9 protein-coding genes and 2 pseudogenes are annotated in these 6879 nt (G+C 34.0%); 5 read left to right on the forward strand and 6 right to left on the reverse strand.

Annotated elements, in window-relative coordinates:
* Nucleotides 1-375 precede the first annotated feature (375 nt).
* The 3 genes from GH715_RS15785 (at nt 376) to GH715_RS15795 (ending at nt 1492) form a co-directional block, all read left to right on the forward strand.
* Nucleotides 376-708: a DMT family transporter gene (locus tag GH715_RS15785; protein WP_153836195.1), complete on the forward strand. Its 333-nt coding sequence runs from the start codon at nt 376-378 to the stop codon at nt 706-708.
* Nucleotides 708-1022, forward strand: coding sequence for a DMT family transporter (locus GH715_RS15790; protein WP_153836196.1), 315 nt, complete (start codon nt 708-710; stop codon nt 1020-1022). The genes GH715_RS15785 and GH715_RS15790 overlap by 1 nt, the downstream gene beginning before the upstream one ends.
* Before the next feature lie 98 nt (nt 1023-1120).
* Nucleotides 1121-1492, forward strand: coding sequence for a hypothetical protein (locus GH715_RS15795; RefSeq protein WP_153836197.1), 372 nt, complete (start codon nt 1121-1123; stop codon nt 1490-1492).
* A gap of 45 nt (nt 1493-1537) precedes the next feature.
* Here the strand turns inward: GH715_RS15795 and GH715_RS15800 are convergent.
* Together GH715_RS15800 and trhA are read right to left on the reverse strand one after the other, a co-directional pair.
* A pseudogene (locus GH715_RS15800) lies at nt 1538-1801 on the reverse strand (radical SAM/SPASM domain-containing protein); the annotation flags it as partial.
* Between the two features lie 120 nt (nt 1802-1921).
* Nucleotides 1922-2569 (reverse strand): PAQR family membrane homeostasis protein TrhA, encoded by a 648-nt coding sequence (trhA, locus tag GH715_RS15805; protein WP_153836198.1) that lies wholly within the window; start codon nt 2567-2569, stop codon nt 1922-1924.
* A 242-nt stretch (nt 2570-2811) separates the two neighbouring features.
* Between trhA and GH715_RS15810 the strand changes: the two genes are divergently transcribed.
* Both GH715_RS15810 and GH715_RS15815 read left to right on the forward strand, forming a co-directional pair.
* Nucleotides 2812-3726: an LCP family glycopolymer transferase gene (locus GH715_RS15810; protein ID WP_163578711.1), complete on the forward strand. Its 915-nt coding sequence runs from the start codon at nt 2812-2814 to the stop codon at nt 3724-3726.
* A 350-nt stretch (nt 3727-4076) separates the two neighbouring features.
* On the forward strand, nt 4077-4508 hold the full coding sequence (locus tag GH715_RS15815) for a hypothetical protein (protein ID WP_153836200.1): 432 nt from the start codon (nt 4077-4079) through the stop codon (nt 4506-4508).
* A gap of 267 nt (nt 4509-4775) precedes the next feature.
* Here the strand turns inward: GH715_RS15815 and GH715_RS21615 are convergent.
* From GH715_RS21615 to GH715_RS15835, 4 genes and pseudogenes are all read right to left on the reverse strand, one after another.
* Nucleotides 4776-5166: pseudogene (locus tag GH715_RS21615) on the reverse strand (ISL3 family transposase); the annotation flags it as partial.
* A gap of 150 nt (nt 5167-5316) precedes the next feature.
* Nucleotides 5317-5856 carry an NUDIX hydrolase gene (locus GH715_RS15825; RefSeq protein ID WP_153836202.1) on the reverse strand — a complete coding sequence of 180 codons (540 nt, stop codon included), beginning with the start codon at nt 5854-5856 and terminating at the stop codon, nt 5317-5319.
* 10 nt (nt 5857-5866) lie between these two features.
* Nucleotides 5867-6349, reverse strand: coding sequence for a hypothetical protein (locus tag GH715_RS15830; protein WP_153836203.1), 483 nt, complete (start codon nt 6347-6349; stop codon nt 5867-5869).
* Nucleotides 6350-6370: 21 nt separating this feature from the next.
* The gene (locus GH715_RS15835; protein ID WP_153836204.1) at nt 6371-6832 is read right to left on the reverse strand and encodes a flavin reductase family protein; all 462 of its coding nucleotides are present in this window, start codon (nt 6830-6832) and stop codon (nt 6371-6373) included.
* Nucleotides 6833-6879 lie beyond the last annotated feature (47 nt).

A 6879-nucleotide genomic window follows, 5' to 3' on the forward strand; every position in this document is an offset into this window, starting at 1 on the left:
AATGGAGTTGCCCTTTGGTAGATAGCTAGCTAGTGCAAGTCAACACCTGCGCTGACCATTTCGCTTTCTGACATGACTCTTTTGGGAATCAATATGCCTTTAATTTAAGTACCAAAAATAACTTGTATAAAGTCAAAATGGTACTAAACAGTCAATTAAGTACCAAAAATAGAAAACAAACTTTTAAATTGGTACTTAAAACAAGTTTTAGTACCAAAATCAACCTTCATGAATACTAAATTGGTACTAAATCAAAATATTTCTTAACTTCGAGTACATGTGTATCTGTAAGGAGTTTCAGTTTTCGCTTTTATGAAAGGCAGTTTTACTGCACATCAAAATATTTTTTTGTGAAAAAAGTAGGAGGAAGTTGTTATGTTAAAAGAATGGCTAAAAGTGATAATCGCTGCAGTATTTGAAGTTTTATGGGTAATTGGCTTAACACACTCCGATCGCATTTTGGAGTGGATTGGTACAGTTATCGCCATTATTATTAGTTTTTATTTTCTAATTATGGCTGGAAAAAAGATTGCAGTCGGAACAGTCTATGCCGTATTTGTAGGTTTAGGAACAGCTGGGACTGTAGTAGCTGGTGCTTTCTTTTTTAATGAGGAAATTAATCTTACTAAAATTGCACTAATTTTTCTGCTGTTGATCGGTATTATTGGTCTAAAATCGACATCGGAACCAAAGGAGGAAAGTAACTAATGGCATGGATACTTTTAATAATAGCAGGGTTATTCGAAATGTTAGCAGTAATCATGATGAATCAGTGGCATCGACAAAAATCAAAGACAGTATTAAGTTTTATGATTGCAAGTTTCGCGTTAAGCTTTTTGTTTTTGTCAAATGCCTTAGAAACCATTCCAATGAGCATGGGGTATGCGATATGGACTGGAATTGGTGCAGCAGGTGGAGCCATTGTTGGGATTTTATTCTATAATGAATCTAAAAGTGCTAAAAGAATTTTCTTTATAGCATTAATCATATTAGCAGTTGTTGGGTTAAAATTACTAGGTTAAGCGCAAATTCGACAAAAAAATATTAATTTCAACAAAAATATAGTTAAATATCCCTATATATGATATAGTTATCTTGAATTGAGATCAGGAGGATGGATATGAGATTCAGTGAACTTATAAAAAGTATCAATCATGCTACAGAGAATCTTGACTTAGTGACATCCAGACGTTATATAGAGGATAACCTTGAAATATTAAAAGAAAAAAGGCACTTATTAAATCATAACGCCCGGGAGATCTTAAGTTTTATGATCAAGCGTCAGGAATCTGGTTATAGAAGTTTGGATAAGAAAGAATTAGCTTCGATTAGAGCTGTCAATGTGTATGCTGAACAATTCGACGTAAGAGGTATTAAGTTAATCTTAAAGGAAAACCCTAATCTTTTTATGGAAAAAGAAGCATTGAATTTTTTGACTAATGACGCAAAAGTAATATTAGCTGGAATAGGTGTTTTGAAAAAAGATGCATGATGAGTGAACGAATGTGTCGTTCAGTTTGTTTTACTTTGTAAGAAAAGCATATTGGACAATATCCAGTAAATCCTCACGTTCGAGTGGGTCCCCACCAGTAAATACAAGAAGCGGGTTATTCATAGACTGGATTTGATCAATTAATTGTTTTGCCTCATCAAAATTTAATTCTCGGGGATCACGGTGATATTGTGCATCAGCTCTGCAGTGAAGTCATTTCAATGCACAAGCACGTGTAACTTCCCATATAACAATAAAAGGATCTTTATGATAGTCTCTCGGTTTAAAAAAAGGTGGTTGCTGAGTCAATATAGTACCTCCTTAACAAGGTGTTAACTATATTGTATCGTTCTTGTCATCGATAGGATGTGATGAAATGCACACATATAGATAAAAAAAGAAGCACCATTTACTGGAGCTTCTTTCATATTATTGAATTGGCAATACATATAACAAAACAGCGAAAAAGTGAGCAATTGATCCTGCTAAAACAAACAGATGCCATAATGCATGATGATAATTAAACCCACGCCATACATAAAAAACAGCACCAACTGTATACAATACACCACCGATAACTAAAAGTTTGAGCCCGTTAGGGTGCATATTTTCTACCAGTGGCTGCCAAGCAAATACAATAAGCCAGCCCATTAATACATACAGTATCGTGGAAAAATATAAAAACTTTTTAACGAAAAAGGCTTTAAATATTGTTCCGCCAATCGCAAGTCCCCAAATAACGCCGAATAATGTCCAACCTTCCCATCCCCGAACAACAACTAATAAGAAGGGAGTATAGGATCCGGCGATAAAGAAATAGATCGATGAATGATCCAATATTTCAAAAACATTTTTTGCTTTCCCTTTTCGGAGACTATGCAACAGAGTAGAGGATGTGTAGAGGAGTACCATTGTAACACCAAATAAAGTAAAACTAACGATATGCCATACTGTACCGTATAGTGATGAATAGACGATTAAAATAACTAACCCTGCAATACTTAATGCCATTCCAATTCCGTGAGTAACAGAATTCGCAATTTCTTCTCTTACTGAAAATTCATGAGTAGACCCCATTTTGACACGTTCCTTCCATATTTGAAAAATTCCTGTTATTATTATCTGCCTTTTGCTATGGAAATGCAAGTATTCGTGATTAGCTGCAAAAATCTGTACTTCTCGATATATTTCCTTGATACACTTATAAAAAAAATGAGATAAATTGCTAAAAAATGCAAAAGGAATTTCCTTTTTGTTGGCTTATTGTGCTATAATGATGGAAGATCATATAGAAAAATCGGATAGGATGTTGATTGAGAGTGGAAACAAGATCAAATCGAAGAAAATCAAAAAAATGGTGGATTTTAACACCACTGATTATTTTGTTCGTTATTATTTTAGCAGTGGGTGGTTATGTATGGTCGATTGTGAATAATGTGGAGGATACATTCAATACTAAAATGCATGATCCTATAGAATCGATAGATATGGAGAAAGTAAAGCAGAAAACAGAAGATACTGAGCCATTAAATATATTATTATTAGGTGTGGACCAACGTGAGAACGACCCAGGTCGGTCAGATGCCCTAATGGTATTAACATTAAAACCGGAAAAAGATGAGATGCAATTAATCAGTATACCTAGAGATACTCGTACATTAATTGTTGGTAGAGGTAATGAGGATAAAATTAATCATGCCTATGCATTCGGCGGTGCTGATATGGCCGTGCAAACTGTTCAAAATTTTCTGGATATTGAAATTGATTATTTCGTTCGTATTAATATGGAAGGATTGAAAGAGCTTGTAGATGAAGTAGGAACGATCACTGTTGACAATGAGATAGAGTGGAGTGACAACAAGTACCAATTTAAGGAAGGTCCAGTTGAAATGGATGGTGAGAAGACGCTAGCATATGTGAGAATGAGAAAGTTACCATCTGGTGACTTTGGAAGAACAGATCGTCAACGAAAAGTAATTCAGGCGATTATTGATGAAGGTGCCAGTGTGGCTAATGTTACTAAAGTGAATGAGTTAATCGATATCATGGGTAATAACATGTCTACCAGTCTGGATTTTGATGCAGTGAAGTCATTGTTAAATAGTTATACCGAGACAAGAAAGAATGTAACAAGCTATCGAATGAAAGGATCAGGTAAAACAATCGAAGGTATTTACTATTATATTGTTCCTGACGAAGAAATTACAAAAGTAAGAGACATGATCAATAGCTAAAGCCTGGAAGGGGGTTTTAGCTTTTTTTTACCTAATAAACTTATGGCAATGTAAAATAAGGTTGCTGACTTGAATAAAAATAGTAAAGATTACTAGTATTCTTTAGTAGATAATAGAAATATGAGATCTCCTAAATAACTTCTTTTATGCCTTTATGTACATTGGGTCAAGAAAGAAGGACAATGAAATCCATTTAATTAAAGGAAATTTTCCTGGGATATATTCCTTTTTTTAAAAGAAGTGGTTATAAATACTTAGCCATAATTATATCGCAAACATATATTAACATTTTTGGATTTGTTTGTTATAATAAAAATGTTTTATAATAAATAGTAGAAAGGGAGATTTTAATGAAAAAGTTATTAAAAGGAATGATTACCACAATTCTTCTGACGGTGTTAGCGTTTAACTTTAGTAGTATTGAAACAAGTGCTGCTACGTGGTCAAGTTGGCAAACTGTATCTGGGAGTTGTAAAGTTAGAGTTTCAACAGATTATAGCGTGTACACATCTAATGCAACATCTGTAGATGTACAAGCAGAATCAACAAACTGTCCGCGTATGGATTATCAAATGGATATATGGGGAATAGATTCTACAGGATATACTTTTATGATAGATGCTATTAACCCTACAACAGGATATTTCTCTTACCGAACTCCAGTTAAAAAGTTATATCTTTCAAACTTAACTTACTCAACTCAAGCAAAAGTACGAGTGTTAGTTGATGGACCATCTGGTAATAAAGCTGTTTGGTCAAATAATATTATGATTTATAGATAATATAATAGATTAAAAGTGAGAAAAGTTAGAAAAAGGATTCCATTCTAACATTTAGTAAGGTTTATTGACGTCTATTATCTATAAAATAACTTACTATAACAAATTTAGGTCAAGTAATCGCACATATAAATTGGGGTTGGAACAAAACCCAATAAAATGAAAAAGTCAAGTGGCTTAATTAAAGTGAGACTGCTCGATTTTTTTATCTGACATATTATAATAAGGTTCTACGTCAAATGTTGGGGTAGGAGTTCTTGCTCCTATCCCTTAACCTACTTGAAAGTCTAAATCTTTATATTGATGATGTAGTAATACACGTAACCTTAATCGGTCATAGCGTTTAAAGCCAAATGCATTACGTTTCATAACCTTTGTTTGATTATTTAATCCCCCTCTACAAATCCATTGTTATAAGGGAAGGCAAAGCTATTTAAAACTTATACTTGCCAGTTTTTAAGTGTACCTATGGCTTGGATAAACTCATCCATTCTTGACTTTTCTACCTGCTTATAAAAACGGTATAAACCTTGTTTTATTTTTCCTAAATCAATTGTTCCTTTTTTCGCTTCCTCAAACCAGGAGCGAAATGCTTCCTTAAACCATATGCTGTTTGTAAATCCTCTGATAAGCCTAAGTACCTTTCTAAATACCAGTGTTGTATACCCGTAAAACGGCTTGTCCAGCTTATCAGCTAAAGATGATGATGATTATCTTGTGTGCTAGACTCAATCTGTATTCTCAGGAAGGAAAATCGAAAGATAGTGTACGCATGATGTGGTTAGCTCAAAGGATTTAAAGCTTTTTTACATTAATTGAAGGACATACTTAAATATCGAGCCCAACACGCGAGACCGGCACCATGCCGAAAAATGCCTTGTTCTACCAGTTTGCAAAAATCTTTCATATTAACGATTTCAACCTCGATGTTTTCTAGCTCATCTAAAAATTGCTCATCTACTTTTGTTGCCTTTGTTGCCAAATACAAATGAATTTTTTCGGTTGTGGATCCAGGAGATGGATAGAAATAATCGAGAGATTGCCAATCTTCTGCCTGATACCCTGTTTCTTCTAATAACTCCCGTTGTGCCGCATAGAGAGGTTCTTCATCTTCTTCAATCATACCTGCGGGAAATTCAAGTTCAGTGGATTGTAATGGATGACGATATTGTTTTAACATGACCACTTTATTATCGTTCGTAATTGCTAAAACACAGACACCATCCCGAAATTCAATATACGAAAAATTCTGTGTCTGTTCATTTGCAAGTAACACTTCATCGATTGTTATTTTAAATCGATCTACTTGTGTAGTTGAACTATGGTTTATCTTCCATTCATTATCTGCCAATGAAACTCCCTCACTTTCTTTTTTTGGGGTAAATCAAAATCATTTGATATAGGATTATATATAACAACACTAAACCAACCAAAAAAGCAATGGAAGTTGGTAGCGGCGTGAAAAATAACAGGTGATAAATGATTAATGGCCATAGTAACGCAAAGGAAGTCATCTTCCATAATTGTTGATATGCTAATTTGCGTTGCAGGAAGCTTTTTAGTATCCAGGGACCGATTGTTAATATGGAAACCCCTGTAACAACAATAAACATGATAAAAAAGGGATAAAAGACAATAATTTGCAGTAGAAACTGACTATATGAAATGTGAGATTGACCTTGTTTAAAGTTTGCTATCATTAAAATGACATTAGGTAAGAAGCTAATAAAGAATATAAGAAAAAGATAAACGAGTGTGTCCCTCATACTTACTCGATTTAACCAAAACATCGCTTCTTTTTTAGGTAATATTGCACTATTTCGTAAGATTGCAAGAATGGCCATGACTATCCTCCGTACTCTTCTCTATTTATCCACTATTCTTTTATATGTACTGTTGTAATAAAGAATTGGATTACCTTCGTCTAATTTGATTTCGTCTACTTCGGCAATAATCAGTAAGTGATCACCTGCTTCAACCGTATTGACTACCGTACATGCCAATGTAGTGAGTGCATGATCTATGACTGGTATACCGTCTAAAGTTGTAAAGTCTTGATATTCTTTTTCTATTTGTTTAGCAAAGATCATGGATATTTCTTGTTGTTCTTCTCGTAAAATACTAACACCGAATCGTTTAATTTTATCGGCATTTTGGTAGAAATTCGTTTTGGAATCTAGTGAAATGGTAATTAACTGTGGATCCAAAGACACAGACATAAATGCATTGACTGTCATTCCTTGTATCTCATTATCAAATTCCGATGTTACGACAGTAATTCCTGTCGCAAATTTGCTCATCGCTTTGCGGAACTCCTGCTTGCTCATCGATTAAAACCTCCCTCTATATAATTCAAATATCGTTAATATACTCT

Source organism: Gracilibacillus thailandensis, assembly GCF_010994055.1.
Taxonomy (GTDB): domain Bacteria; phylum Bacillota; class Bacilli; order Bacillales; family Amphibacillaceae; genus Gracilibacillus; species Gracilibacillus lacisalsi.

What these genes read in the sequence shown, in the direction of transcription:
- GH715_RS15785 (WP_153836195.1), top strand. Translation starts at nt 376, where the DNA reads ATGTTAAAAGAATGGCTAAAAGTGATAATCGCTGCAGTATTTGAAGTT.
- GH715_RS15790 (WP_153836196.1), top strand. Translation starts at nt 708, where the DNA reads ATGGCATGGATACTTTTAATAATAGCAGGGTTATTCGAAATGTTAGCA.
- GH715_RS15795 (WP_153836197.1), top strand. Translation starts at nt 1,121, where the DNA reads ATGAGATTCAGTGAACTTATAAAAAGTATCAATCATGCTACAGAGAAT.
- trhA (WP_153836198.1), bottom strand. Translation starts at nt 2,569, where the DNA reads ATGGGGTCTACTCATGAATTTTCAGTAAGAGAAGAAATTGCGAATTCT.
- GH715_RS15815 (WP_153836200.1), top strand. Translation starts at nt 4,077, where the DNA reads ATGAAAAAGTTATTAAAAGGAATGATTACCACAATTCTTCTGACGGTG.
- GH715_RS15830 (WP_153836203.1), bottom strand. Translation starts at nt 6,349, where the DNA reads ATGGCCATTCTTGCAATCTTACGAAATAGTGCAATATTACCTAAAAAA.
- GH715_RS15835 (WP_153836204.1), bottom strand. Translation starts at nt 6,832, where the DNA reads ATGAGCAAGCAGGAGTTCCGCAAAGCGATGAGCAAATTTGCGACAGGA.